Annotated in this window: 24 protein-coding genes; 14 read left to right on the plus strand and 10 right to left on the minus strand. The window is 59.2% G+C overall.

Annotated features, from left to right (window positions below; translation table 11 throughout):
* Positions 1–219: 219 nt before the first annotated feature.
* The 4 genes from ET418_RS14835 to ET418_RS14850 form a co-directional block, all read right to left on the minus strand.
* Positions 220–1,647 carry a sigma-54-dependent transcriptional regulator gene (locus ET418_RS14835; RefSeq protein WP_149308860.1) on the minus strand — a complete coding sequence of 476 codons (1,428 nt, stop codon included), beginning with the start codon at positions 1,645–1,647 and terminating at the stop codon, positions 220–222.
* A gap of 260 nt (positions 1,648–1,907) precedes the next feature.
* Entirely contained in the window at positions 1,908–3,185 is a 1,278-nt protein-coding gene (locus ET418_RS14840; protein ID WP_149308862.1) for an acetate kinase, read from the minus strand.
* A 78-nt stretch (positions 3,186–3,263) separates the two neighbouring features.
* Complete coding sequence (locus ET418_RS14845) at positions 3,264–4,598, minus strand: dicarboxylate/amino acid:cation symporter (protein ID WP_149308864.1); 1,335 nt, start codon at positions 4,596–4,598, stop codon at positions 3,264–3,266.
* 90 nt (positions 4,599–4,688) lie between these two features.
* Positions 4,689–5,204, minus strand: coding sequence for a MarR family winged helix-turn-helix transcriptional regulator (locus ET418_RS14850; RefSeq protein WP_149308866.1), 516 nt, complete (start codon positions 5,202–5,204; stop codon positions 4,689–4,691).
* A 247-nt stretch (positions 5,205–5,451) separates the two neighbouring features.
* Between ET418_RS14850 and ET418_RS14855 the strand changes: the two genes are divergently transcribed.
* From ET418_RS14855 to ET418_RS14890, 8 genes are all read left to right on the plus strand, one after another.
* Entirely contained in the window at positions 5,452–5,871 is a 420-nt protein-coding gene (locus ET418_RS14855; protein WP_149308868.1) for a QcrA and Rieske domain-containing protein, read from the plus strand.
* Between the two features lie 16 nt (positions 5,872–5,887).
* A complete protein-coding gene (locus ET418_RS14860; protein WP_149308869.1) occupies positions 5,888–6,991 on the plus strand; it encodes a cytochrome b in 1,104 nt (367 codons plus the stop codon).
* A gap of 17 nt (positions 6,992–7,008) precedes the next feature.
* A complete protein-coding gene (locus ET418_RS14865; RefSeq protein ID WP_149308871.1) occupies positions 7,009–7,806 on the plus strand; it encodes a cytochrome c3 family protein in 798 nt (265 codons plus the stop codon).
* Positions 7,807–8,023: 217 nt separating this feature from the next.
* On the plus strand, positions 8,024–8,371 hold the full coding sequence (locus tag ET418_RS14870; protein ID WP_149308873.1) for a DUF2845 domain-containing protein: 348 nt from the start codon (positions 8,024–8,026) through the stop codon (positions 8,369–8,371).
* Between the two features lie 100 nt (positions 8,372–8,471).
* The gene (locus ET418_RS14875; protein ID WP_149308875.1) at positions 8,472–9,377 is read left to right on the plus strand and encodes a hypothetical protein; all 906 of its coding nucleotides are present in this window, start codon (positions 8,472–8,474) and stop codon (positions 9,375–9,377) included.
* 191 nt (positions 9,378–9,568) lie between these two features.
* On the plus strand, positions 9,569–9,973 hold the full coding sequence (locus tag ET418_RS14880; protein ID WP_149308877.1) for a hypothetical protein: 405 nt from the start codon (positions 9,569–9,571) through the stop codon (positions 9,971–9,973).
* Between the two features lie 220 nt (positions 9,974–10,193).
* Positions 10,194–10,400: a type II toxin-antitoxin system HicA family toxin gene (locus ET418_RS14885; protein WP_218043402.1), complete on the plus strand. Its 207-nt coding sequence runs from the start codon at positions 10,194–10,196 to the stop codon at positions 10,398–10,400.
* Positions 10,397–10,750, plus strand: coding sequence for a toxin-antitoxin system HicB family antitoxin (locus ET418_RS14890; protein ID WP_149308881.1), 354 nt, complete (start codon positions 10,397–10,399; stop codon positions 10,748–10,750). Before ET418_RS14885 ends, ET418_RS14890 begins: the two co-directional genes overlap by 4 nt.
* 79 nt (positions 10,751–10,829) lie before the next feature.
* On the opposite strand, the gene ET418_RS14895 is transcribed toward ET418_RS14890, so the two are convergent.
* The 3 genes from ET418_RS14895 to cobO all read right to left on the minus strand — a co-directional run bounded on the left by ET418_RS14895 (position 10,830) and on the right by cobO (position 12,813).
* A complete protein-coding gene (locus tag ET418_RS14895) occupies positions 10,830–11,546 on the minus strand; it encodes an SDR family oxidoreductase (RefSeq protein WP_149308883.1) in 717 nt (238 codons plus the stop codon).
* 161 nt (positions 11,547–11,707) lie between these two features.
* Positions 11,708–12,112 carry a cobalamin B12-binding domain-containing protein gene (locus ET418_RS14900; protein ID WP_149308885.1) on the minus strand — a complete coding sequence of 135 codons (405 nt, stop codon included), beginning with the start codon at positions 12,110–12,112 and terminating at the stop codon, positions 11,708–11,710.
* Between the two features lie 173 nt (positions 12,113–12,285).
* Positions 12,286–12,813 carry a cob(I)yrinic acid a,c-diamide adenosyltransferase gene (gene cobO / locus ET418_RS14905; protein WP_149308887.1) on the minus strand — a complete coding sequence of 176 codons (528 nt, stop codon included), beginning with the start codon at positions 12,811–12,813 and terminating at the stop codon, positions 12,286–12,288.
* Between the two features lie 217 nt (positions 12,814–13,030).
* On the opposite strand from cobO, the gene ET418_RS14910 reads away from it, so the two are divergent.
* The 3 genes from ET418_RS14910 to ET418_RS14920 all read left to right on the plus strand — a co-directional run bounded on the left by ET418_RS14910 (position 13,031) and on the right by ET418_RS14920 (position 17,820).
* On the plus strand, positions 13,031–16,006 hold the full coding sequence (locus tag ET418_RS14910; protein WP_149308889.1) for an NAD-glutamate dehydrogenase domain-containing protein: 2,976 nt from the start codon (positions 13,031–13,033) through the stop codon (positions 16,004–16,006).
* A gap of 161 nt (positions 16,007–16,167) precedes the next feature.
* Complete coding sequence (locus ET418_RS14915) at positions 16,168–16,413, plus strand: YtxH domain-containing protein (protein ID WP_149308891.1); 246 nt, start codon at positions 16,168–16,170, stop codon at positions 16,411–16,413.
* 144 nt (positions 16,414–16,557) lie between these two features.
* Positions 16,558–17,820, plus strand: a complete 1,263-nt coding sequence (locus tag ET418_RS14920; RefSeq protein WP_149308893.1) for a lactate racemase domain-containing protein — start codon at positions 16,558–16,560, stop codon at positions 17,818–17,820.
* Between the two features lie 107 nt (positions 17,821–17,927).
* Here the strand turns inward: ET418_RS14920 and ET418_RS18570 are convergent, their stop codons facing one another.
* The gene (locus ET418_RS18570; protein ID WP_149308895.1) at positions 17,928–19,151 is read right to left on the minus strand and encodes an OmpA family protein; all 1,224 of its coding nucleotides are present in this window, start codon (positions 19,149–19,151) and stop codon (positions 17,928–17,930) included.
* A gap of 261 nt (positions 19,152–19,412) precedes the next feature.
* Between ET418_RS18570 and hemB the strand changes: the two genes are divergently transcribed.
* Positions 19,413–20,387 carry a porphobilinogen synthase gene (gene hemB, locus ET418_RS14930; protein ID WP_149308897.1) on the plus strand — a complete coding sequence of 325 codons (975 nt, stop codon included), beginning with the start codon at positions 19,413–19,415 and terminating at the stop codon, positions 20,385–20,387.
* Here hemB and ET418_RS14935 read toward each other — a convergent pair whose 3' ends face one another.
* Entirely contained in the window at positions 20,388–20,819 is a 432-nt protein-coding gene (locus ET418_RS14935; protein WP_149308899.1) for a hypothetical protein, read from the minus strand. It abuts the gene before it with no gap.
* Positions 20,820–20,857: 38 nt separating this feature from the next.
* Positions 20,858–21,739: a L,D-transpeptidase gene (locus ET418_RS14940; RefSeq protein ID WP_149308901.1), complete on the minus strand. Its 882-nt coding sequence runs from the start codon at positions 21,737–21,739 to the stop codon at positions 20,858–20,860.
* 167 nt (positions 21,740–21,906) lie between these two features.
* Between ET418_RS14940 and ET418_RS14945 the strand changes: the two genes are divergently transcribed.
* Positions 21,907–22,974, plus strand: a complete 1,068-nt coding sequence (locus ET418_RS14945) for a threonine aldolase family protein (protein WP_149308903.1) — start codon at positions 21,907–21,909, stop codon at positions 22,972–22,974.
* A gap of 25 nt (positions 22,975–22,999) precedes the next feature.
* Entirely contained in the window at positions 23,000–23,158 is a 159-nt protein-coding gene (locus ET418_RS18205; protein WP_188055602.1) for a hypothetical protein, read from the plus strand.
* Positions 23,159–23,410: the final 252 nt, after the last annotated feature.

Below are 23,410 nucleotides of genomic sequence, written 5' to 3' on the forward strand. Positions count from 1 at the left end.
CAGGGGCGCAGGCCCGCTACCGTTAGCCATAGCATCAGGCGTACCGAAAAGGACGGTGCAAATAAGGGGAAAATTAACGAATTATTTCGTATTGTTGCGGAACAGGGGCGCGACTATGCGTGGAAAGTTTTTTCTTGCGGGACAAGAGAATTACTGCGGAACAGGAAAATATGCTGCCGGACAGGAAATCGCGGCGTTGTTCCCCCTCGATGCCGGGGGTCATTCCCCCTCGGCATCGGGATCGAAATAACGGCGGTGGATACCATGGCTCTTCATCAGGGCATAGAGGCGCGATGGGGAAAGCCCGGAGATGCGGCAGGCCTCGTTGATATTCCCCCTGGTGAGGGCGATCAGTTCGTGGAGATAGTTGTTTTCGGCCCGCTGCACCGTCTCGTCCCGAAAATCGTGCAGCGGGGGAAGCCCGTGGAAGGCGGCCGGAGGGGCGTCGCCCTGCCGCTTATGGCCGTTCGCGGCCCGTGCCGCCTTGATGCGGATGTCGCTGGGGAGATGCTTGGGAAACAGGGTAGGTTCGTAGCGCGCGGAAGCGATGACTTGGTCCAGGGTATTGATCAGTTCCCGCACATTGCCCGGCCAGGCATAGGCGGCCAGGCTCTGGAGAAACTCGGGGGCAAACCCCTTGTGGGCCAGGCCATAGCGTTCGCACAGCCGGTCCATGTGGTAGCGCACCAACTCCTTGACGTCGCCCTCCCGGTCGCGCAGGGGCGGGATCTCGATGGTAAAGGAGCGGAGCCGGAACAGGAGGTCGCTACGGAACTGCCCCCCCTGCGCCATGGCGTCCAGGTCCCGGTTGGTGGCGGACACGAGCCGAAAATCGCTCTCCACCTCCCGGCTCCCCCCCAGGGGGCGGAAGCGATGTTCCTGGAGCACCCGCAGAAAGGCCCGCTGCACGGAGACGGAAAGCTCTCCCACCTCGTCCAGGAACAGGGTGCCGCCGTGGGCCTGGAGGATCAGGCCGTCGCGCCCGTGTTCCGCGCCGGTGAAGGCCCCCTTTTCATGGCCGAACAGGAGGCTTTCCACCAGGGTGTCGGGCAGGGCGGCGCAATCCACCACCACGAAATTGCCCGCCGCCCGTCCGCTGTTATGGTGGATGGCCCGGGCAAAGAGTTCCTTTCCCGTGCCGGTTTCACCCGTGATCAGGATGGGGATGTCGTTCACCGCGGCCTGCGCGACCAAGTCGAGGCAGGCGGTCAGCTTCCGGCTGCTGCCGACGATATCGTCCCGCTTCAGGGAGGTCACGTTCTTTCGGGAACAGTAGAGCTTCTCCTGCCGGTACTGAATCGCCCGGACCAGCGGCAGCTTGACCTCCTCCGGGGCCGCCCCCTTGGTCACGTAATCCCACGCCCCGCTCTTAATGGCCGTTTCAGCGGCGTCCGGTTCGTCCGCCCCGGTCATGATGATGATCTCCGGGGTGGAGGAGGTCGCCTGGATGACCGGCAACAGGTCGAGCCCGTTGCCGTCGGGCAGGTGGATAGCGAGGAAAACGACATCGAACGGCTGGGAGACGGCCAACGGCACCCCCTCCCGCAGGTTTTTCCTCCAGGAGGCGTCGTGCCCCATGTCGGTCACCGTCCGGCAGAGTGCGGAACCGGTCGCATCGTCGTTATCGATGATCAGAACGTTCGCCATGCATCCATCCTTGGGTGGCGCTGCTGCCGGGGACGGCTACCACCCCCGCCCCCTCCTGAACCAGGAGGGGAGAAAAACGCACAAATCTCTTCCCCCTCCTTGATAAGGAGGACCCTCTGGGGCCTAAAGGGGTCAGGGGGTGGTTGATCCCCGGAGAAGGGTTCAACGTGAGATCGCTGCTTATCGGCTGACTAACTAATTATAGCGCAAAAAAGCGGAAAATATAGCATGGGGGGTGAAGCGGAGAACCAGCCTGCGGTCTATGCCGCAGGCTGGAGGGGGACGAAATCGGGACGGGCGAAGGAATAGTCGTAGTGCAGGTGGTCGCTGTACTCCCCGGCAAGGATGGCGGTCACGTCCTGGGCAAAGACGAGCTCTTCATCGGTGGGCATGACAAAGACCTTGACCGGCGATGCGGCGGTGGTAATGAGCGCCTCCTCCCCTTTCGAGCGGGCGGCGCGGTTTCTCTCCGGGTCGGGTAGGATGCCGAAACATTCCAGCCCCTCCAGGGTCAGTTCACGGGCGAGCCACTCCCACTCGCCCACACCGGTGGTGAAGACCACGGCATCCAGCGGCCCCACTGCGGCCAGGTAGGCACCGATATACTTCTTGAGGCGGTAGGCTTCCATCTTCAGGGCCAGTTTGCAGCGGGTGTGCCCGGTGGAGGCGGCCTCCAGAATATGCCGGCGGTCCGTATTCCACCCGGTTATGCCCAGCATCCCGCTCTTCTGGTTGAGGATGCTCTCCATCTCCCGCGCCGAAAGGTTCAACTCCTGCATGATGAAAGGGGTGATGCCCGCGTCGAAGTCGCCGCTGCGCGTCTCCATGACCGCCCCCTCCAAGGGGGTCAGCCCCATGCTGGTGTCAATAGACATGCCGTTTTTGATGGCGCACAGGGACACGCCCTTTTCGAGATGGATGGTGATCAGGTTGCAGGTATTGGCCGGCTTGCCCAGCAGCATGGCGGCCCGCCGGGAGAGGTAGATGTGGGACGGCCCGTGAAACCCGTAGCGCCGCACGCCGAACTTTTTGTACCATTCGTACGGCAAGGGATAGATATAGGCGAAATCCGGCATGGTGACGTGGAAGGCGGTATCGAAGATGGCCACATGGGGGATATGGGGCAGCAACGCTGCAGCGGCCTCGATCCCGGCGATATTGGCGGCATTGTGCAACGGCGCCAGTTGCTGGAGGTCCCGGATGGCGTCAAGCACCTGATCGTCGATCACCACGGAGTGGCGGAATTGTTCCCCGCCGTGGGCCACCCGGTGGCCCACGGCTCCGATCTGTACCGCTTCGTCCCCGATGCCGTGCCGGGGATCGTTCAGGATGGCGAGGATCAGGGAGACGGCCCCGCGGTGATCGACAAACTCCACCTCCCGGGTTTCATTCTCCCGGCCCGTCACCTTCAGGCTGATGGACGTCCCGCCGAGTCCGACCCGCTTGACATCCCCCGCCGCAAGCAGCGACTCGCCGCCCCACGTGAAGAGATGGAATTTTATGGAATGGGTCCGGCAACTCAGGGTCAGAATATTCATGTACACTCCGCTTTCCCTGCCGGCACGGAAGTTTCGAGGCATCCGCCCCATGCATTGAATGCCGGCTCCATCCCTATCTTACTCTTTAACCGGCACCTGCTCAAGAAAAGATGCATCCTCCTCCACCAGGCCCTCCTCATCGGCCTCCGTCGGGCATGCCTCCCGGTTCAGGACGCAGTGCAGCCGCTCCATGTCCATCTCGTTTTCCCATTTGGAGACGACCACGGTGGCGACGCCGTTGCCGATCAGGTTGGTGATGGCGCGCGCCTCGGACATGAAGCGATCGATCCCCAGTATCAGGGCCAGGCCGGCCACCGGAATGGTCGGGATGGCGGCAAAGGTGGCCGCCAGGGTCACGAAGCCGCTCCCCGTAACCCCGGCCGCCCCCTTGGAGGTCAGGAGGAGGATGGCGAGCATGGTCAGGGTCTGGGTCCAGGTAAGGTGGGTATTGGTGGCCTGGGCCACAAACAGCGCGGCCATGGTCAGGTAGATGGAGGTGCCGTCCAGATTGAAGGAATAACCGGTGGGGATGACGAGCCCCACGACCGACTTCCTGCACCCCAGATTCTCCAGCTTGGACATCATGCGCGGCAGCGCCGATTCGGACGACGACGTGCCGAGCACGATGAGGATCTCCTCGCTAACGTAGCGGATGAACTTGAAGATGCTGAAACCGGTGACCCTTGCAATGGTGCCGAGCACCACGAAGATGAAGATGATGCAGGTGAGGTAGAAGCTCCCCATGAGCATCCCCAGCTTGGACAGGGAGCCGACCCCGAACTTCCCGATGGTGAACGCCATGGCGCCGAAGGCGCCCAGGGGGGCGAGCCGCATGATGATGCCGACGATGCCGAACAGGATATGGGATATCTGTTCCACAAGCCTGCACACGACCTTTCCCCGCTCGCCCAGGGCCGAGAGGGCAAAGCCGAAGAGCATGGAGAACAGGAGCACCTGGAGGATGTCACCCTTGGCAAAGGCATCGACCACGCTCGTGGGGATGATGTTCATGAGAAAATCTGCGGTATTGCTTGAGTGGGCCTGGGTGGTAAAGGCGGTCAGGGCTTTGGTGTCGATCTTGCTGACATCGGCGTTGAAGCCGGCGCCCGGCTGGATAATGGTGACGATGGTCAGGCCGATGATGAGAGCCACCGTGGTGACTATTTCAAAGTAGAACAGCGCCTTGACCCCGACCCGGCCGACCTTTTTCATGTCCTCCATGCCGGCGATGCCGGTCACGACCGTACAGAAGATGACCGGAGTGATGATCATCTTGATCAGCTTGATGAACCCATCGCCGAATGGCTTCATAGCCACGCCGCTTGCGGGGTAGTAGTAGCCGAGCAGCACGCCGGCGGCGATTGCCGTCAGAACCTGAAAATAAAGATGCTGGTAAATCCTCTTTCCTTTCATCCTGGTTCCCTCTCAAATTGGTTTTAGGGACGTGGCATAAACGTGCCGCGGGTCTATTCCCTGGACGGGGGGGATGCCCCCTCCATGCCGTTAACTCTTATCTTCTTTTTTCTCTGCTTTCTTCGCCTGGGCCAGTTCCTCTTCCCGCGCCAGGATCAACCTGGGGGGGATTTCCTGGGCACCGAGTATTTTCACCAGTTGTTCCATGCCGTCTTCAATAAGCAGGAGCTTGTGCGCGGACAGGGTTTCCAGCCCCTTGACCAGATGCCCCTGGACGACCTCCGGGGCCTCTACGACCAGATCCTTGCCGGCCTTGGTCAACTCGATGGTTACCACCCGGCGGTCTTCCCGCGACCGGGTCCGCTCTGCCAGCCCCTTTCTTTCGAGACGGTCGAGGATGCCCACGACCGTGGCCGGCTGGACGAACATGAGCCGCGCCAGATCCGACACCTTGACCGGCGCATTCTCCGCAATCATCTTGATCGCCCAGAGTTGGGGACCGGTCAGGCCTGTTTCCCGTTTGGCCTTTTTGGAATAGTCGTTGAAAACCTGAAATACCCTGCGGATATTATTAATGATCTCTGCCACTTTGACGGTTTTGGTCATACCTCTCCCCCCTTCGTAGAAAACAATTAACAGTGCAATAATTTTAATATAAATAATTCTAGCATAAACAAATTTGAGCGACAATTGTAAATTGCCCGCGATGCAATTTTGTGTAAACAATTCTTTTTCCCCTCTCCCCATCAGCATTATTCCCGCTGCAAAATCGGGCCGGCGCCGAAACTCTCGCCTTGAAAAAACCGACAGGGTTGCTATAAGTAATCATCTATGTTTCACTCGGGAGGAATCCATGGAAAGTAACGGCAGGAGAACATTCCTGGGAGTGTGCCTGGGCGGACTGGCGGCGGCCGTTGCCGCCGTGACCGTCTGGCCGGCGTACCGCTACCTGGCGCCCCGCTCCACCAGGGCCACGGCCGCCAGGGTCGATATCCCGGAGAAGGATATCCCGGAAGGCGAGGCCAAGTTCTTCGAATTCAACGGCGCGTCGGCGGTTCTGGTGCGCAAACGGGGCGGCGGCCTGATCGCCCTCTCCGCCGTCTGCACCCACCTGGGGTGCATCGTGCAGTGGGAGAAAGACAAGCAGGACTTCCTCTGCCCCTGCCACGGCGGCCACTACACCCCCGACGGAGTGGTCACCGCCGGCCCCCCGCCCAAACCGCTCGCAAAACTTCCCTTTAGCGTCGCCAACGGCATCATCACCGTCGGCTGAAACACCAGGAGGCTGCATGGCTCTGCTCAAACGGCTTATTGATTGGATCGACGTGCGCATCGGCGCCCGGGAGATAGTGGCGAAGGAACTGACCGGCTACCTCCTGCCCCGCAACATCAACGCCTGGTATTCCATGGGGAGCATCCTGCTCTTCATCTTCGCCCTGCAGGTGGTCACCGGCATCCTGCTGTTGATCTACTATGTGCCGGATGCGGACAAGGCGTTCAAGAGCGTATCCTTCATCATGAACGAGGTCCCCTTCGGCTGGCTCATCCGCACGTGCCACGCCATCGGCTCCAACATGATGGTGCTGGTGCTCTTCCTCCACATGCTTTCCGTGCTCTTCATGAACAGCTACAAGAGCCCGCGGGAGTTCAACTGGCTCACCGGCTTCATCCTCTTCACCCTGGTCCAGGGCATCTCTTTAACCGGCTACCTCCTTCCCTGGAGCCAACTCTCCTTCTGGGCCACCACCGTGGCCACCAACAGCGCCAATGCCATCCCGGTGGCGGGGCCGTATCTGGTGGAGTTCCTGCGGGGGGGCACGCTGGTCGGCCCCCCGACCCTGGGGCGCTTCTTCGCCCTGCACGTGGCGCTCATCCCGGCCGGGATGGCGGCCGTGGTCGGCGCTCACCTGTTCTTCCTGCAACGCACCGGCGTCTCCACGCCCCCTTTCGGGCAGAAGGAGACCGCCAACCAGTGGCAGGGGGACGGCTACCGCTACGAGAGCCATCCGGGGGGCATCCCGTTCTTCCCCAATTATGCCCTGGAAGACCTGCGCTCCATCTTCATCTACCTGGCCTGCTTCCTGGCGGTGGTGTTCTTCGCCCCCAACCTGTTCTTCACCAGCGATTCCTTTCTCCCGGCCAACCCGCTCCAGACCCCGGCCCATATCAAACCGGAATGGTACTTCCTGGCCAACTATCAGACCTTGAAGATCTTCCCCAACGAGTTCATCGGCCTCGCGGTGCAGGGGGCCGCCATGACCTTCCTGGCCCTGCTCCCCTTCATCGACCGGACCAGGGAGCGCCATCCCCTGAAACGGCCGTTGTTCATGATCTGTGCCGTAGGGGGAATCCTGCTCTGGATCGGGCTGAGCGTCTGGGGGCACTACTCATGAGATACCGGGAGACTGTCATGAACCTGTTGGGAAGCCTGCTCGTCCTGCTCTTACCCCTGGCCGTTCTGTGGCCTTTGGCCTCATTCGCCGCGGAACCGCAGGAGATCGTCTGTATCCAGTGCCACGGCGCCATGCCGGGCAAGATCGGGGAGCCGGTCAAACTCTGGAAGGGGAGCATCCACGCGGAAAACGGCATCGCCTGCAACGCCTGCCACGGCGGCGACCCCAAGGATGCGGCCAACGCCATGAGCCCGGCCCGCGGCTTCCTGGGCGCGCCCAAGGAACCGGCCATCCCGGCCTTCTGCGGCCGCTGCCACGTGGGGGTGTTGAAGGACTTCCTGGCCAGCGCCCACGGCAAGGCCTTGGGCAAGGGTGGACCGACCTGCGTCACCTGCCACTCCAACCATCTGGTGGTCAAGGCGTCGCTGGAGATCATCAACGAAAAACGGTGCAGCCAGTGCCACAGCTACGAGCGAGCCAAGGTGATCCGTGCTGCCATGCAGGAAACCGAGGCCATGATCGTCGCCATCGACAAGCGGATCGCGGCCTACAAGGTGCAAGGGGTCGATACGGAGAGCCTGGAGAAGGGGTTATTCGCCGTGCGCAACCGCTTCCACACCCTGTTCCACAACGTGGACGTGGGGATGGTCAAGAAAGAGTCGGCCGGGATACAGGCGGACCTGAAGAAGATTCAGGATCAGCTCACGGCTTTGGACGAGTCGCGCCAGAAGCGGAAGATCGCCGGGGCGGTCGTTGTTTCGGCCATGCTGCTGTTGGCGTTGTTCGCCCATTTGCTGAGGAAGACGTTTGATTAGGTGATGCTTCGGCAATTACCTATGCACATCCCGGTGTAGGGGTGCATTGCATGCGCCCTGATGGGGCGAACAGCAGTTCGCCTCTACGATTCAGATAGTTAAACACCGAAGCAACAATCAAGGGTCAAGACAGAATATGTCATAGTTGTTTTCTGCGAAATATCTCTGATAATGGACCGTCCAATCATATGCTGGAACCAATCGTGTGGAGAAAAATATGAAATGGACAGATATTGCTGTAGCCGCTGTTTTCTATTTCTCGGGCATGCTGGCATATGCCGACAACTTTAGCTGTCCCAACGGCGCTATTGTCTCGACCGGAGACAAAATTGCCACGGTGGAAGCTAAATGCGATCCCCCTGCTTTCAAAACGAATGACATGAGTGCCCCGATGCATTTTAACCCGGAAGAGAACCCTTGCTATAAAAGTGGTGAACCCTATACTTGGCTGAAAAAGGAGCCGTATGTAGAATGGATATACACTGAGGGCTCTTCACTGCAACATATTTTGGTATTTTATCAAGGGTGTCTTAGAGAAGTTCGAACGGGTGGTTTTGTCAAATGATCCAAAGAACATTCGCCTGCTATGGGCACCAATAAGGGGATAGGCTGCTTATTGGTGCCCATTTCATTTCGCTACGCTCCACGGCATGAGGAGACATATAATGAATAAACTCCTGGGATTTTTACTTGTTACATTGACAATCCTTACATCCGCCACTGCTTCCAATGGTGCGACATCGGAATTAACCAAACTGTTAGAAAGCAGGGACTTCTGGTCCACATACAAGTGGGAGACCTTTGAAGACAGTGAGTTGTACAAGTCGGCACCATGGAAGTCAGGAGGATGGTCTGGTATTGGAGACACCAAAATAAGTGACAATTATACAACACCAATCAGCATAAGTAATTTAAGCGCCGAAGCAATGAACATGTATGTAAATACCAAAACCAAGGAAGTAAATTCATTCGCTATTTATTCTATCAACAGAGTAAATACTGATGATTACACACAATATGTGAGTTGGTGTAATGAAAAATTCGGTGACAATCGTGTTGAAAACAAAAGAACTGAAACTTTTGGTGAGTATGTCAGAAATACGACCACCTCTTCTTGGACCCTGGAAAACACCGTTGTCAGGGTTAGCATTGAAAACAATTTATCAAACGGCCTAAAATCAGTAGGTTTTATTACCACACTGTCTTTTGCAAAAAATTATCGCCCGCAAGTAGATATTGAAAATGGGATTCCATCGAATAAAGCGGACCAAGAAAAAGCGGAAGGACAGGCAGAAAACAAAGACTATTTTCCACCCAGCAGTCAGTCCACTCCAGCAATAAGCGGACGTGCGTTCTCTATACCCGCTCACCGGCCAGCCATTTCATCAAGTGCAAATACGCTTAGGTCAATTACATCGGAACCCAATGCAGTGAAACCTGTAACCGGAAAACAATATTCGCCACCGCCCTACATCTGGGAAAATGAACTCGGCATCACACAAGCTACCAATGACATCCTGAGTGTTCCAGAAGACAAACGAGCAATGTTTGAGATAACCATACAAAAGTAGACGGTATAAGACACTGAGGGTTCTACCTTTGAAAAGAGGATTTTGAGCAACTGTGGGGAACCATGCAAGACCTTACCGCATATCCACTCGAGACGCGCCAAAATACAGGGACATCCATGATAAGTTTTGTCAAGGGGAAAGCGGAGATTTTCCCCTCCTCCAGTGCACCTACAAATCGTTAGAGGCCCAAAATGGTTGAAAGAAAAAAGCTTCTGCCCAAATGGATTCGTTTCTTTTGCTGGATTTTCATAATCTTTTTAGGCGCACCAATTATTCTTTTTGTGGGCCTGTTTGTTGGTAATATGCGGTACAATTTATACGGAGTGGCCTATTACGGACCTGTTCTCAGCCCCCTGCCAATAGCGATGACTATCGTATTGATGGTTCATGGAATTACTGCATATGGTTTGCTTTGGGGGAGACGGTGGGCTCTGGATATGGGTATCTTGTGTGGGGTTATTGGGACAATGTTTGCGTTGGCTGGCATGGCAATTGCCCATACAAGAGGGCAGATGCATTTTGAGTTTTCAATCATAGGTCAGGTGCCATTTCTCCTGACTTTATTCAATGTCCGCAGGAAATGGCTGGAGGTTTGAGAAGTCGGCTCCCTCTCATGTATTGCCACTGATTTCATTAATTGTTTTTAGCCCCAATCGCTCCCACTCATTTTCACAAAAAATAGCCTGTCGTTATGAGTCGCTTAAAAGGCTGCTACTTGTAGTAGTATCCCATACCTGCCGTTCCTGGGTGTTTTTTTGTCATTGACTTTGATACTACAGATAGTATCATATTTCTATGACGCAAACCGACAAGACGATGAAGAAAATGCGGAACAACCCGGACGGGTGGAGGATCGAAGACCTCCAGGCTGTCGCAAATCGCATGGGGATCGGGTGGCGTCATGATGGCGGGAGCCATTGCGTTTTTATAACAGCCGCCGGCAAGACCCTTCCGGTGCCGGCAAAAAAGCCGATCAAGATGATTTACGTCAGAAAATTTCTGGCGCTGTTGGAGGAACCATGAAAGACATTACGGCATATCCATTCGAAACACGGGCGCTCACCGTAGAAGAGGGGGGCGGCTATCTGGTGACGTTTCTCGATTTCAACGAATGCATAGCGGACGGCGAAACCATCGAGGAGGCGATTGCGGAGGGTTTCAAGGCCTTAGCCGCCGTGATTGCCACGCTCGAAGAGCGGGGCCTTCCGGTCCCGGAGCCGGGCAGCTTCGGCGCATACTCGGGCAAATTCGTGCAGCGGCTTCCGAAAAGCGTTCATGCCCGGTTGCAGGCCAGGGCGCGTCAAGAGGGCGTCAGCATCAACACCCTTGCCGCAACCTACATCGCGGAGGGCCTTGCCCGCAAAGCTGCCTGATACAACCTTTTGTCCATTCGAACAACAAAACCGCCCCGGTGATCCAGGGCGGTTTTGTTGTGTATGAACCAGCCACCAATTACACGCCTGAGAACTGGCGTTCAAGGCCTTTCGGGTCTTTCGCCCACAATTCGCCCACCTGCGCGGACATGGGATCGGGGAAGATATCCTCCTGATCCGCTAGGATGCCTTTGATGATGTTCTCCGCCGTTTCCTGCGTGCTGGCCTTCGGCATGTCAAAGTCGCGGGACATGTCGGTATCGATCGGCCCGGGGAAGATGCCGTGCACGGAGATGCCCTTGGCCTTCAATTCCGCCCGCATCGCCTGGGTTGCGGAAAAGAGCGCCGCCTTTGAAGCGCTATAGCCGCCTACGGCGGACATGCTGGAGAGGCCGAGAACGGATATGACATTGGCAATGGCGCCGCCGCCTTTCTTCTCCAGTACCGGCGCAAAGGCGCGGACCACATTGAGCGTGCCCAGGTAGTTCACCTCCAGATCGTGTTTCAGCGCGTCGGGATCGCCTGTGACAACGGACGAGAATGCGGCAACGCCGGCGTTGTTGATGAGGACGTCCACATCCTGCGCCAGGGCGACGGCCTGTTGGACGAGGTCCAGGTCGGTAATGTCCAGTTTCAGCGGCACCACGCGGCTATCGCCGAATGCCGGGATGTCTTCGGTCTTGCGGGCCGCCGCATAGATCCTCGTGACCGGGTGTTTGAGCAACGCTGTAACGAGAGCCTTGCCAATGCCTCTATTCGATCCGGTTACCAGAATGGTTTTGTTTTCGAGTTTCATGGCTTTCTCCGTTCATGGGTAGGGGAGTCGGTGCTGCATCATAATAAGACTATAATAGTCTTTTGCGGCAACATCAAGTGACATTCGCGTTACTGATTCGACAAAAAAACCGCCCCGGTAAATCCAGGGCGGTTTTTTCATACATAAAGAACCGACGGCCGTTATGCTCGCGGTATGACGTTGTCCTTCACCCAGGAGACGATGTCGTCCGTGGAGGTGCCGGGGGTAAATATTTCGCAGATACCGGCCGCCTTGAGACCGGGGATGTCGTCCTCGGGGATGACCCCGCCGCCGAAGACCTTGATGTCGTCGGCGTTCTTCTCCTTGAAGAGCTGGCAGATACGGGGCAGCAGGGTGTTGTGCGCCCCGGACAGGATCGACAGGCCGACGCAATCCACATCCTCCTGAATGGCGGCCGAGACGATCTGCTCCGGCGTCTGGTGCAGGCCGGTGTAGATGACCTCGAAACCGGCGTCGCGGAAGGCGCGGGCGATGATCTTCGCCCCCCGGTCGTGACCGTCCAGCCCCGGTTTGCCCACAAGCACGCGTAATGTTCTTGAAGCCATGAAAGGTACCTCCGATATGAAATGTATAAGCCCAATCCTGTTTCAATAACGAATCCGCAAAAAGCTCCAGCCGGCAGGCGTGCGAAATGCGAGGAGTGAGACGTACCCGTGCGGTACGTCGCAGCGACGATCATGAGCGCAACGAACCGGATGGACTTTTTCCGGATTCGTGGTCACATCTCTATTCCCGTGCGGGCCGGCACCCCGGCCTTATAGTAATGCTTGATCTCGCGCATCTCGGTCACCAGGTCGGCTGCCTCGATCACCTTTTCATGGGCGTTGCGGCCGGTCAGGACCAGTTCGGTCTTTTCCGGCTTGAGGCCGATGAGTTCCAGGACCTGTTCCACATCCACCAGCCCGAACCCCACGGCGCCGTTGATCTCGTCCAGAACCACCAGATCGTACTCGCCCGAGGCGAGGATGCCCTTGGCCCGCTCCAACGCTTCCTGGGCCACCTGGCGGTCCTCGGTGATGTCCTTGGTATTGACCCATCCGGGCCGGCCGGTCTGGATGATGGTGAACAATGGGGCCAGATTGCCGGCGATCAGGTGCTCACCGTAGGGGCCGCCCCCTTTGATGAACTGGAAGACGCACACCTTGAGCCCGCGGCCGATGGCCCGCAGGGCCAAGCCGAGAGCTGCGGTGGTCTTCCCCTTGCCGTTGCCGGTGTACACCTGTATGCAACCACGCTCCAACGCCATACGCCGCTCCCGGTCAGAATTCCGCCAACCCCTTGTAGATGCTGGGTTCCTGGCGATTACAACAGAATAAAACAACGGTGTTTGACTATAGCAATTTGGCCGGGCGCGGTCAAGCAAAGGATTGCCGCGGCAAATTGCGAGCAAGGCATTGCGGAGCGGCGGAGAGACGGTATACTATGGGGCACGGACCACCATCCCACACGCCAGGAGCAATCCGATGAACCTTGCCTCCGTTATCCGCCGTTCGGCCAGGGCCGAGCGTGAAATCACCGTGCAAAATGCCGATTGGCTCCAGCGGCACATGAGCCCCTACTTCTTTCAAGCCATGGCCGACGAGCAAGAGGCGTTGACACTGCTGGCCCGCGAGATGGGCCGCCTGCGCGACAACCGCAGCCTGATCCTGACGGACCGGGAGAAACGCCTGGTGATCGCCTGCGTCAATCAGCCCGGTTCCCTCTACGAGACCTTGCGCCGGGTGGGAGAGCAGGAGATTTCCTATGCCATGTTCTCCCATTCCAATGCGCCCATGCCCGCCATGGAGAATGAACTGGAGGTGCAGCGTTTCGAGTTCGACCGCCGCCAGAACCACGAGATCGACCTGAGCAGGCAGGTGGTCATCCCCCCCGCGTTGACGCGCAAGATTCGCAGCGAATTGCGCTGTTCCTTTCCGGAGTTCGACCCGAAAAAACTCGATCATCTGCTGAAGATACTCTGGCTCAATGACGAGGATTTTGTCCGCATGACGCCGCCGTCGCGGCTGGCCTGGCTGATCTGGCTCTTTGAACGGGGCAACGCTGCGGGCGGCCTTTTTTTGGACATCAGAGAGGTGGTGCGCGAAGACCACCCGGAAACGCGGGTGCTGTTCGCCGTGGGCAACCCGCCCCAGAATGAATTCCTGCTCCAGGTGCTGGAAATCTTCAACCGCCTGGATATCGGTATCCGCCGGGCCTATTGCCACACCATCTCCAACGGCATCCATCCGTATTTCCTGGGGGCCTTTTTCGTCATCAACCGCCAGGGGGAGATCCTAGCGCCGGAGAGCGAACTGGCGGCGCGCCTGACCCGCGAGCTGTGCACCACCCAGATCATCGCCACCTCCTCGCCTGCCTACCGGGATTATGTCACCGAGGGGCAGATGTCGGGCGAGGACGCGGCCCTGGTCAACGCCTGCATCGCCTTCTGCCACACCAGCCTGGCCCATAGCCAGCCGGACCGGTTCGGCCTGGAGGATGTGCAGAAGGCCTTCTACGACCATCCCGAGATGGCCCAGAGGTTCATCAGCCTGTTCCGGGCGCGCTTCGACCCGGACCTGGCCGGGCGGGAGGCGGTCTACGGCAACCTCCTGGCCGAGACCCGGTTGGCGGCCGAGGAGTACAACACCGGCCACCGCTGGCTGGACGACATACGCCGGGCCGTCTACCGCTGCTGCCTGCTGCTGGTCACCCACACCCTCAAGACCAACTTCTTCGTAGTGGCCAAACAGGCCCTGGCCTTCCGTCTCGACCCCGCCTACCTGCGCGAGTTGGGGCGCGAGTTCACCGCCGACCTGCCCGAGACCCTCCCCTTCCGGGTGACGTTCTTCTTCAGCCGCTTCGGTGCCGGCTACCACGTGGGGTTCTCGGATATCGCCCGGGGGGGATGGCGCACGGTCATCGCCCGGAGCGCCGACGACTACACCACCGCCGCCAATACCCTCTTCCGCGAGGTGTACGTCCTGGCCAACACCCAACACTTCAAGAACAAGGACATCTACGAGGGCGGTTCCAAGATGACCCTGGTGCTGGACGCCTCGGACCTGGAGCAGGCGGGTGGCGAGGCGGAGAACTGCCGGCTCTACAAGCTGCAATACGGCATCGCCAACGCCTTCCTGGACATCTTCGTGACCGACCGCGGCCGGGCCCGGGACCCGCGGGTGGTGGACTACTACGGCGACGACGAGCCGATCGAGATCGGGCCGGACGAAAATATGCACGACGGCATGATCGAGGCCATAGCCAACCTGTCGAAAAAACGGGGGTACATGCTCGGCATCGGCATCATGTCCAGCAAGCGGATCGGCATCAACCACAAGGAATATGGCGTCACCTCCACCGGCGTGGTCAAATTCGCCGAAATCACCATGGCCGAAACGGCCGGTATCCATATCAACCGGGACGCCTTCTCCCTCAAGATGACCGGCGGCCCGGGCGGCGACGTGGCGGGCAACGCCCTGCGCATCATGCTGGAACGCTGCCCGCTCATGCAGGTGCGTCTGATCCTGGATGGCACCGCCGCCCTGTACGACCCCAACGGCATCGACCGCGGGGAACTGCGGCGCATCGTGCTGGCCCACGACCTGGACGCCTTCAACCCGGACGCCCTGGGAGAGGGGGGCTTCATCATCTACCGCACCGGCCGGCGGATCGAGGGGCTTAAGGAGACCCACCGCAAGGTAGCCAGGGCAACGGGCGGCCTCGTGGAGGAATGGCTGGAGGTGGACGACTTCTACCGCGAGTACAACAGCCTCGTCTTTACGGTAAAGGCAGATCTCTTCATCCCCGCCGGGGGGCGGCCCGAGACCGTCGACGGCCAGAACTGGCGTTCCTTCCTCGACGCAACGGGGGCGCCTTCGTCCCGGGTGATCGTGGAGGGGGCCAACTCCTTCATCACTCCCGAGGCCCGGACCAACCTCCAGAAGAACGGGGTGGTGATCATGCGCGACGCAGCGGCCAACAAGTGCGGCGTCATCTCCTCCTCCTACGAGATCATCGCCAACCTGCTCCTGTCCGAAGAGGAGTTCCTGGAACACAAGGAGGCGTATGTCAAGGACGTGCTGGCCATCCTGGAAAAACGGACCGAGGACGAGGCGCGCCTGATCCTGCGGCGGCGGCGCGAGTCCGGCGACAGCCTGCTGTACACCGAGATCTCCGACACCATCAGCCTGAACATCAACAGCTTCTACACCCGGCTGTTCGACTTTTTCTCCGCCCGGCCGGAACTCTGCCTGCAACCGCCCTTCCGGAAGGCGATCCTCAACCACCTGCCCCGGCTCCTGCGGGAGACGCCGGCCTTTCGGAAGCGCATCAGGAACCTGCCCCGCAAATATCTCTGCGCGATCCTCGCCGCCGAAATCGGCTCGTCCCTGGTCTACACCGGCAACCGCGATACGGATTTCGAGGAGATGGTGAGAAGGCACCTGGCGCGAACGCTGTAAAGGCCGTTCCCCAAACGATCCGGGAGGAGGGGTGCCGAGGGTACGCTTTTTTACGGCCCGGGAAAATTTTGCTTTATGTTGCAGCGCCTGCTGTGCTAGATATGGAGTCGATCCATTGACGATCTTACCATCACGATTGCCACGCGATAAAGGAGTCTGCCATGTCAACCACCAACGATAATGCCGCAGCAGCAGTCATTGCCTTTGTCTCCGGCGCCGTCATCGGCGCTGCCGCCGCGCTTCTCCTGACCCCGAAACCGGGACGCGAGGTGCGGGAGAAACTGACCGACCTGGGGGAAAACGCTGCCGAGAAGATGCGGCGCCTCGCCCGGGAAGCGAAATTCAAGGTGTCACCCAAGGCAAAGAACGGGGACTTCCAGTACGACGGCGGCGACGCCTGGATCTAAGCGATCCCTTTCCGGCGTGCATGCCAGGGAGATAACCAGAGGAAAATCCTTTTTACAGGGATGGACTGGATAGACAGGATGTTTGCGCATCCCCCTCGTCCCGTTCATCCCTGTTTGATTATGGGGGGCAAAGGAGGCACATCAGTGGACCTCAAATACGGATCAACCTCGTTTCCGCTCCTGCTCCCACCGGAGTGCCTGGCCGGCGTCATCGAGCCAGTTATCCCCCTCCCCTCCCAATCACCCGAAGAGGTCATCTCCGGGGCGCTCGACGATTGCGAGCCCATGCTCGCGAACTTTGCGCCGGGAGATCGGGTCGTCATCGTTACTTCCGACATCACCCGCTACACCGGCAGCGAGGTTTACCTCCCCCTGCTGGTGGAACGGCTCAACCGCCAGGGGATACCGGACCGCAACATCGAGATCCTGATCGCCCTCGGCATCCATCGCAAACAGACCCCCCATGAGCATGAAAAGATCCTGGGCCCGCTCCATGGCCGCATCAGGGTCAGCGACCACGACTGCGACGACCGCGCCGGACTGGTCACGGTGGGGAAGACCTCCGCCAACATCGAGGTCAGCCTCAACCGCCGGGCAGTGGAGGCCGACCGGCTCATTCTGACCGGGGTAATCGGCTTTCATTACTTCGCCGGGTTCGGCGGGGGGCGCAAGGCGATCCTGCCCGGCATCGCCAGCCGTCAGGCCTGCATGGCGAGCCACTTCTGCGTACTCAATCCCCAACCGGGCAGCGGCAAGAACCCGCTGGCCACCACCGGCAACCTGGAGGGGAACCCGGTGCACCAGGCCATGGTCGAGGCCTGCGCCATGGTCGAACCGGACCTGCTCCTGAACACGGTCCTCTCCCCGGACAAGCGCATCGTTGCCGCCTTTGCCGGAGAGTGGCGCGAAGCCCACGAACGGGGATGCCGCTCCTACCGGGAGTTGTTTTCCTACCCGGTGGCGGCCAAGGCCGATCTGGTCGTCGTTTCCTGCGGCGGCTTTCCCAGGGACATCAACCTCATCCAGGCGCACAAGTCCATGGAGTACGCCTCCCAGGCCCTCAAGCCCGGGGGCGTGATGATCCTCCTGGCCGAGTGCCGTGACGGTTTCGGCAATGCCACGTTCTTCGACTGGTTCCGGCATCGCACTCTTGACCGGTTCGAGGCCGCCCTCAGAGAACAGTACGAGATCAACGGCCAGACCGCCTATTCCCTGTTACAGAAGGCGCAGCGCTTCACCATCATCCTGGTATCCCGGTTCCCGGACCACCAAGTCAAGGAGATGGGCATGACCCCCGCCCCCTCGCTTGCAGCAGCCATGGAAAAGGCCGGAACCCTGCTGCCGCCCCTATGGCGGGCCCTGGTCATGCCCGATGGCGGGAGCGTACTGCCGGTGGCGGCGCCCTGATCCCTCCCGCTGCCCCCCCCGCAAACGCACAAACGCCCTTCCGGGATAATCCGGAAGGGCGTTTGTGCGTTCATACCGCGGCCAGGTTAGGGCCACAGACTATGGGATCACTTGCCGTCGCAGGTGAAGTTTGCGTCGATGCGGCGGTTCTTCTGCTTGCCGGCGGCGTTTTTGTTGCTGGCAACCGGCTTGGTGGGGCCGTACCCCTTGGCGCTGATCCGCTCCGGTGCAATGCCGAAGTTCTTGATGATGTACGCCCTCACACTCTCGGCGCGGCGCTGGGAAAGGTCCATATTCATCTTCAGGGAGCCGGCGTTGTCGGTGTGTCCTTCGATGACACCCTTGGCGCCCGGGTTCTCGGTGAGGAAATCACCCACTTTTTTCAGCTCGTCATGGTACTTGGGCTTGATGTCGGACTTGGCCGTGTCGAACTGGATTCCCAGCGTTGTGGGGCTGCACAGCTTGGCAGCCGGTTTCGGCACAGTAACCGCGACCTTGGCCGCGCTGGTGACGCTACCGCCTGCGCCGGTACAGGTCAGGGTGTAGTCGGTGTTATCGGCGGGCGTGATGCTCATGGAACCCTGGGGCTGGACAGCCCCAATGCCGGGTTGGATATCGCAGGCGGTTGCATTCTGCGAAGTCCAGCTCAAAGTGGCGGGCTCTCCCTTGGTGATGGCTGCGGGCGCAACCGCCAGGGTGCTCGTGGGTGCGACAGGAGCCGGGGCTACCGGCGGAGGTTCCACCGCCTTGGGGGGCTCGGGCGCCGGAGTCGGAGCAGGAGCCGGGGCCTCAACCGGTTTTACGACCGGAGCCGTCCCGCCGAAGGGGATGTAGGCGCCGACCGTGTACTCGACGTTATTGATGGTCTTGCTTTCGAAATTGTAGAGGATATGGCGCACATCGCCCCGCAGTGCGAAGTTGTCGGTGAGGAAGTACTTCAGGCCGGCGCCGTAATCAAAGGCCCCCTGCGGTTTGTTGTCGTTGAAGTTGAGACCGGCATAACCTGCGGCCACATAGGGGACCAGGTTGTTGTCCGGGAAGAAATGATACAGCAACTCGCCGCCGTAGCGGTACATGTCGAATTTCTTTTCCGACTTGGTCGACTCGGTATGCGCGTAGTCGAAAAGCCCCTCCACGCCGAACGCCTTGGTGAAGTTGTAGCCGAGCCGGGCGCCGAACACCGGGGTGGTGTCGCGATGCTGCACACCGTCATAGGTGTAGCCACCGATCACGGGGGAGAGGGAGAACGCCCCCTCCTTGTTTCCGGCTGATGCGGCTGTTGCAAGTGCTGCTATGGAACCGACCACAACCAATGCAAGTCTTTTTCTCATAAATGTACTCTCCTTTCATAGCATTCTTAATAGCACGGTATTGTTTACCACCAACTGCGGTGTGACACAACACAAAAGACAATTTCAATCTTTTACACCGCAGTGTTCATTTCTACTGATTGTAACGTAAAACCGCCACATGGCAAGAAGATAGGATTATTTTTCGTTGCCGGACCAGTTGGCGAGTCGTGCTGCTTGCATTATGACCGGACGTTGCAGTATTATTTCCAGATACATCTTGTCGAGGAAAGGGAGGCAACCATGTTTTTCCCCCAGTTCAGGGCACGCAGGATTCGCGGCAGCGAGATATTCCGCAGGATGGTCCGCGAGACGAGCCTGTCGGTGAACGATCTGATTTACCCCATGTTTTCAGCATTCGGCAACGGCCCGCGGAAGGAGATATCCTCCATGCCGGGCATCTATCAGCAGTCTATCGCCGATATCGTTGTGGAGGCCCGCGAGGTGTACGCCCTGGGCATCCCGGCGGTGATACTTTTCGGAATCCCGGAGACCAAGGATGCTGTGGGCAGCGATGCCTACTCGGATACCGGCATCATCCAGGAGACGATTCGGGCGTTGAAGAAGGAGGTGCCGGGACTGGCGGTCATCACCGACGTATGCATGTGCGAATACACCGACCACGGCCATTGCGGCATCATCAAGGACGGCGACGTGGACAACGACGCAACCCTGGAACTCCTGGCAAAGGAAGCGCTTTCACATGTCCAGGCAGGCGCCGACATGGTGGCGCCTTCGGATATGATGGACGGCAGGGTGGCGGCCATTCGCGAGATCCTGGACGACAACGGTTACGATGCAATCCCGATCATGAGCTATGCGGTGAAATACGCCTCGGGGTATTACGGCCCCTTCCGCGAGGCGGCAGACTCGACCCCCCAGTTCGGCGACCGCCGTTCCTACCAGATGGATCCGGCCAACCGGCTCGAGGCGCTGCGCGAGGCGGCGGCGGACATCGAGGAGGGGGCCGATATCATCATGGTCAAGCCCGGTCTCCCCTATCTCGATATCCTGCGGGACCTGCGCAACGACTACAACCTGCCCCTGGCGGTGTACAACGTCTCCGGGGAGTACAGCATGATAAAGGCCGCCGCTCTGAATGGCTGGATCGACGAGGAGCGGGTTGTCATGGAGACCATGCTCGGATTCAAGCGCGCGGGCGCCGACATCATCATCACCTACCACGCCAAGGATGTGGCCCGCTGGCTGAAGAAGTAGCTATTCGTTCAGCCGTTCCTGCATCTCTCTCTTCTGTTTCCTGATGGTCCCCTCCTCTTTTCCACCAAGAGAGGGGGGGCTCATCTCCGGCAGTTTCGTCGGCAGCGACGGCAGCGAAATGCCCGTGCCGGTTTTTTTCTGCGGTACGGCCGCCTGTGTTGGCACGACGGCGGCCGTTCCCTTATGCGGGATCACAGCATGGGGGTGGCGGCGCACGACATGGTGCCGCCGGGGAAAGGTCCGCTTCATGTCGATCTCGGACGGCGCATACTCCGTCAGGGTATCCCGGTTGACCAGCACATGAACCTTACCCGGGGAACGCCAGACCGACCGCGCACCGATTACCCCGCCATCCTTCAGATAAACCTTGGCCGCCAGGGAAGGCGTCGCCAGGCCCAACAATACCAAAGCCGTAATAATCATCCGCATCATGTTACCCCCCGCTTTCAGGATTATCCTCTGCCAAAGTGCTACCGCCGGAACGGACTCTGGGGCAGATACCGCGGCAACTCTCCGCGGATCTCGACCGCCGGCGCGTCTTCCAGCTCCTCAAGGTTGCCGCTGTCGTCCTCGTAATCCGCCTCCCCCACGGCCCACGCATACACCTTTTCAGAATCCAGCAACACCGGCTTGTCTGGGGCCCCGAAGACCCGTTTCTGCATCGCCTCGTCATAGAGCCCGATACAGCCGTGGGAGGCGGGGCGACCCGGAAGGTCCCGGGCATGAATCCAGTAGCCAATGCTCTTCTCGTCGACATGAAAACGCATGGCGTTGTCCATGGGATACTGTTCCTCATCGTTCTGGGTCTTGTAGAGGGACGAGGTGTGGTTCTGATCCCGGGCGCTGATGCGGAACTGCCCCGTGGGGGTCGGCGCCTCGGCCCTGCCGGTGGCGGCCGGAACGGATATGACGAGTTTGCCGTGTTCATAGCCGCCCAGCCACTGTTCGGTAAGGTCCACAAGGATATATTTGTCGTGGCTCCGGGCAGGTTCGTAGAAGCGCGGCAGCGGCGTATAGCCACGGATATCGGCAATGTTGTCCGGTACCTTAATCGTCATGCCGGGATACACGTGACGCCGGTCAATGCGATTGAAGCGCGCTACCCAAATCCAGTCATTTCCAAAGAGCGATTCCAAGGTCTGATTCGGCTGGATGAAATGGGGATGCCATTTGATGTTCTTGAGACTGGGGTACTCCACCCGCGAGAGGTCCTCCATCGCCTTGTCGGCCGGCGAAGCGCCCGGCTCGCTGGTTTCGGAGGGGGTACGCAGTACGGTGAACCCCACCAGCAGGGAGGTAAAAATGAACACCAGGACGATCTTGTGAGAAAGTCGCATTCGGCTGGGATGCATGGGAAATCCTTCCATTCTTGAAACGTAAAATGCTTATAATATTCGTTTGCCGCCAGATATTCAACCCCTTGCTGTTTGTTGGACAATAAATCTCTGGCGGCACGCCGGCTCTCCATGCTATTTAGTTTTCATAAGCACACCAGACAGGCGGTTTATAGGAGGACGAGATGCCATCGGACGACCAGCACACCTCGCAACCGTTATTCAACCAATTCGCCAGCGACAACTATGCCGGTATCTGCCCAGAGGCCTGGCACGCCATGGAGGAGGCTAACCACGGTTATGTCTCCTCCTATGGCGACGACGCCTGGACCGAGCGCGCCTGCGAAAGCATCCGCCGCCTGTTCGCGACCGACTGCCAGGTGTTCTTCGTCTTCAACGGCACAGCGGCCAATTCACTGGCCCTGGCATCCTTGTGCCGTTCATACCATAGCATCGTCTGCCACGACATGGCCCACATCGAGACCGACGAGTGCGGCGCACCGGAGTTCTTTTCCAATGGCACAAAGATCCTGCACACTAACGGCATCAACGGCAAATTGGACCTGGATGCGGTTGAGCTTGCCATCACCCGGCGCAGCGACATCCACTATCCCAAGCCGCGGGTTTTGAGCATGGCCCAGTCGACGGAACTGGGAACCGTCTACACGCCCGGCGAGATCGGCGCCGCCTGCGACCTGGCCCACTCCCACGGCCTGCGGGTCCACATGGATGGAGCCCGCTTTGCCAACGCCGTGGCAACCCTGGGCGTAACCCCAGCGGAAACGAGCTGGAAGGCTGGGGTCGATGTACTCTGCCTTGGGGGGGCCAAGAACGGCATGGCCATCGGCGAAGCGGTGGTTTTCTTCGACCGACTGCTTGCCGAGGAGTTCGAGTACCGTTGCAAGCAGGCCGGGCAACTGGCCTCAAAGATGCGCTTTATCTCCGCCCCCTGGATCGGGATGCTGGAGAGCGGGGCCTGGCTGCGCAACGCAGAGAACGCCAACCGCCAAGCCCGGCTGCTGGCCGACGAACTGGCCAGGGTCCCCGGCGTGCGCCTCATGTACCCCTGTCAAGCCAATGCGGTCTTTACGGAGATGCCGGAACAAGCGACCGCGGCGCTACGTGCGGCGGGGTGGCACTTCTATTCCTTCATCGGCACCGGCGGCGCCCGCTTCATGTGTTCTTGGCTGACCACGGAGCAGGATGTGCGCAACCTGGTCGCAGCGGTCCGGCAAGCCTGCGGGGAACAGTAATATAGAGGACACGAGGGAGGAGATCATGGTCAAGACGGCGACATTCGAGGCGCTGTTGGAGGATGCGGTGCCGGACGGCAAGGGTGGCTACCTCTTCACGCTGGAGGGGAAGAGCTACACGCTCAAGGATAAGGACGAGGTTCGCAGCATAGCGGAATCCCACGGTTACATCATCATTTACTAGTGGCTGGAAATAAAGTCTGAGAATGACAGAAGAGTCTGTGAATGGTGAATAGTGAGACGTGAATGAAGACCTGGCCTGACCTCATTCACGATTCACCATTCACGATTCACCATTCGCGATTCACCATTCACGATTTCCGTGAGTCCAAACGCAAGCGAGCCCTTCAGGTATGATCCTGAAGGGCTCGTTGTTTTTAATTATTCCCGGCGGCGACCTACTTTCCCACACAGCTACCCGTGCAGTATCATCGGC

The organism is Oryzomonas rubra (assembly GCF_008369015.1).
Taxonomy (GTDB): Bacteria; Desulfobacterota; Desulfuromonadia; order Geobacterales; family Pseudopelobacteraceae; genus Oryzomonas; species Oryzomonas japonica.

Coding starts and splice junctions, on each gene's coding strand:
- ET418_RS14835 (WP_149308860.1), bottom strand. CDS start 1,647: ATGGCGAACGTTCTGATCATCGATAACGACGATGCGACCGGTTCCGCA.
- ET418_RS14840 (WP_149308862.1), bottom strand. CDS start 3,185: ATGAATATTCTGACCCTGAGTTGCCGGACCCATTCCATAAAATTCCAT.
- ET418_RS14845 (WP_149308864.1), bottom strand. CDS start 4,598: ATGAAAGGAAAGAGGATTTACCAGCATCTTTATTTTCAGGTTCTGACG.
- ET418_RS14850 (WP_149308866.1), bottom strand. CDS start 5,204: ATGACCAAAACCGTCAAAGTGGCAGAGATCATTAATAATATCCGCAGG.
- ET418_RS14855 (WP_149308868.1), top strand. CDS start 5,452: ATGGAAAGTAACGGCAGGAGAACATTCCTGGGAGTGTGCCTGGGCGGA.
- ET418_RS14860 (WP_149308869.1), top strand. CDS start 5,888: ATGGCTCTGCTCAAACGGCTTATTGATTGGATCGACGTGCGCATCGGC.
- ET418_RS14865 (WP_149308871.1), top strand. CDS start 7,009: ATGAACCTGTTGGGAAGCCTGCTCGTCCTGCTCTTACCCCTGGCCGTT.
- ET418_RS14870 (WP_149308873.1), top strand. CDS start 8,024: ATGAAATGGACAGATATTGCTGTAGCCGCTGTTTTCTATTTCTCGGGC.
- ET418_RS14875 (WP_149308875.1), top strand. CDS start 8,472: ATGAATAAACTCCTGGGATTTTTACTTGTTACATTGACAATCCTTACA.
- ET418_RS14880 (WP_149308877.1), top strand. CDS start 9,569: ATGGTTGAAAGAAAAAAGCTTCTGCCCAAATGGATTCGTTTCTTTTGC.
- ET418_RS14885 (WP_218043402.1), top strand. CDS start 10,194: ATGAAGAAAATGCGGAACAACCCGGACGGGTGGAGGATCGAAGACCTC.
- ET418_RS14890 (WP_149308881.1), top strand. CDS start 10,397: ATGAAAGACATTACGGCATATCCATTCGAAACACGGGCGCTCACCGTA.
- ET418_RS14895 (WP_149308883.1), bottom strand. CDS start 11,546: ATGAAACTCGAAAACAAAACCATTCTGGTAACCGGATCGAATAGAGGC.
- ET418_RS14900 (WP_149308885.1), bottom strand. CDS start 12,112: ATGGCTTCAAGAACATTACGCGTGCTTGTGGGCAAACCGGGGCTGGAC.
- cobO (WP_149308887.1), bottom strand. CDS start 12,813: ATGGCGTTGGAGCGTGGTTGCATACAGGTGTACACCGGCAACGGCAAG.
- ET418_RS14910 (WP_149308889.1), top strand. CDS start 13,031: ATGAACCTTGCCTCCGTTATCCGCCGTTCGGCCAGGGCCGAGCGTGAA.
- ET418_RS14915 (WP_149308891.1), top strand. CDS start 16,168: ATGTCAACCACCAACGATAATGCCGCAGCAGCAGTCATTGCCTTTGTC.
- ET418_RS18570 (WP_149308895.1), bottom strand. CDS start 19,151: ATGAGAAAAAGACTTGCATTGGTTGTGGTCGGTTCCATAGCAGCACTT.
- hemB (WP_149308897.1), top strand. CDS start 19,413: ATGTTTTTCCCCCAGTTCAGGGCACGCAGGATTCGCGGCAGCGAGATA.
- ET418_RS14935 (WP_149308899.1), bottom strand. CDS start 20,819: ATGATGCGGATGATTATTACGGCTTTGGTATTGTTGGGCCTGGCGACG.
- ET418_RS14940 (WP_149308901.1), bottom strand. CDS start 21,739: ATGCATCCCAGCCGAATGCGACTTTCTCACAAGATCGTCCTGGTGTTC.
- ET418_RS14945 (WP_149308903.1), top strand. CDS start 21,907: ATGCCATCGGACGACCAGCACACCTCGCAACCGTTATTCAACCAATTC.
- ET418_RS18205 (WP_188055602.1), top strand. CDS start 23,000: ATGGTCAAGACGGCGACATTCGAGGCGCTGTTGGAGGATGCGGTGCCG.